At 65.4% G+C, this 1,253-nt stretch carries 1 protein-coding gene; it reads left to right on the forward strand.

Annotated features, from left to right (window positions below):
* Positions 1-196 precede the first annotated feature (196 nt).
* Entirely contained in the window at positions 197-1,246 is a 1,050-nt protein-coding gene (locus AB0N89_RS41030; protein ID WP_364217175.1) for an IS30 family transposase, read from the forward strand.
* Positions 1,247-1,253: the final 7 nt, after the last annotated feature.

Consider the following 1,253-nt stretch of genomic DNA (forward strand, 5'->3'; position numbering starts at 1 on the left):
CTTGGGTTCATGGGGTGGTTGCAACGCTTTGAGTGAGTGGGTGTTGCGGGTGCGGGGTGTTGGGGAGTTGCCGCGTGAGGTGAGGGTCCGGTTTTGGGAGTTGGTGCGGGCTGGGTTGCCGGCGAAGCCGGCGGCCCAGGTGCTTGGGATTGGTCATACGACGTGTTCACGGTGGTTTCGTGAGGCTGGCGGGGTGATGAGCAACGCGCCCCGTCGGCTGTCGGGCCGGTTCCTGTCGCTGGCTGAGCGTGAAGAGATCATGGTTCTGCGGGCGCGGGGTGAGTCTCAGGCGGAGATCGGCCGGATTCTGGGGCGCAGCGCTGGGACGATCTCTCGGGAGCTGGCCCGCAACACTGTGGCGGGTCAGGAGTATCGGGCCAGCGTGGCGCAGGCCGCGGCTGCGAGGCGGGCTCAGCGGCCGAAGGTCGCGAAACTCGCTGCTGACGGTCATCTGCGGGACCTGGTGCAGGACGGGTTGCTGCAGAGATGGTCGCCGCAGCAGGTCAGTAAGGTCCTGCGGGAGAACTATGCGGACCACCCGGAGTTGCAGGTGTCGCACGAAACGATCTACCAAGCGCTCTACGTGCAATCCCGCGGTGCGCTGCGCCGTGAACTCACCGCGTGCCTGAGAACAGGGCGGACGTTACGTAAACCCCAGCGTCAGGCCCACGTGCGCCGGGAGCGGGCGCCGGGACGGATCCAGGACATGGTCAACATCTCCACCCGTCCCGCCGAGGTCGAGGACCGGGCAGTGCCGGGGCACTGGGAAGGTGACCTGATCTGCGGGACCGGGCACGGCTCGGCGATCGGGACGCTGGTGGAACGCACCACCCGGTTCGTGATGCTGCTGCACCTGCCCGACGGGCGTGACGCAGCGACGGTGGCCGAGGCGATGTCGGCGACAATCGCGACCCTGCCCGAACGGATGATGGCGTCGCTGACATGGGACCAGGGCAAGGAAATGGCTCACCACACCAGGATCACCGCCGAGACCGGAGTGCAGATCTACTTCGCTGATCCTCACTCACCATGGCAGCGAGGGACCAACGAGAACACCAACGGACTACTGCGACAGTACTTCCCCAAGGGAACCGACCTCTCGACCTACACCGCCCAGTACCTCGCCGCCGCTGCCGCACAACTCAACGAACGACCACGCAAAACACTCGGCTGGCAAACACCAGCCGAGTGCCTACGACGACTACTCTTCCCGAACGAAACAACCAACGTTGCAACCACCAGGTGAATCCGCC

The sequence above is a fragment of the Amycolatopsis sp. NPDC089917 genome, from assembly GCF_040684635.1.
Taxonomy (GTDB): domain Bacteria; phylum Actinomycetota; class Actinomycetes; order Mycobacteriales; family Pseudonocardiaceae; genus Amycolatopsis.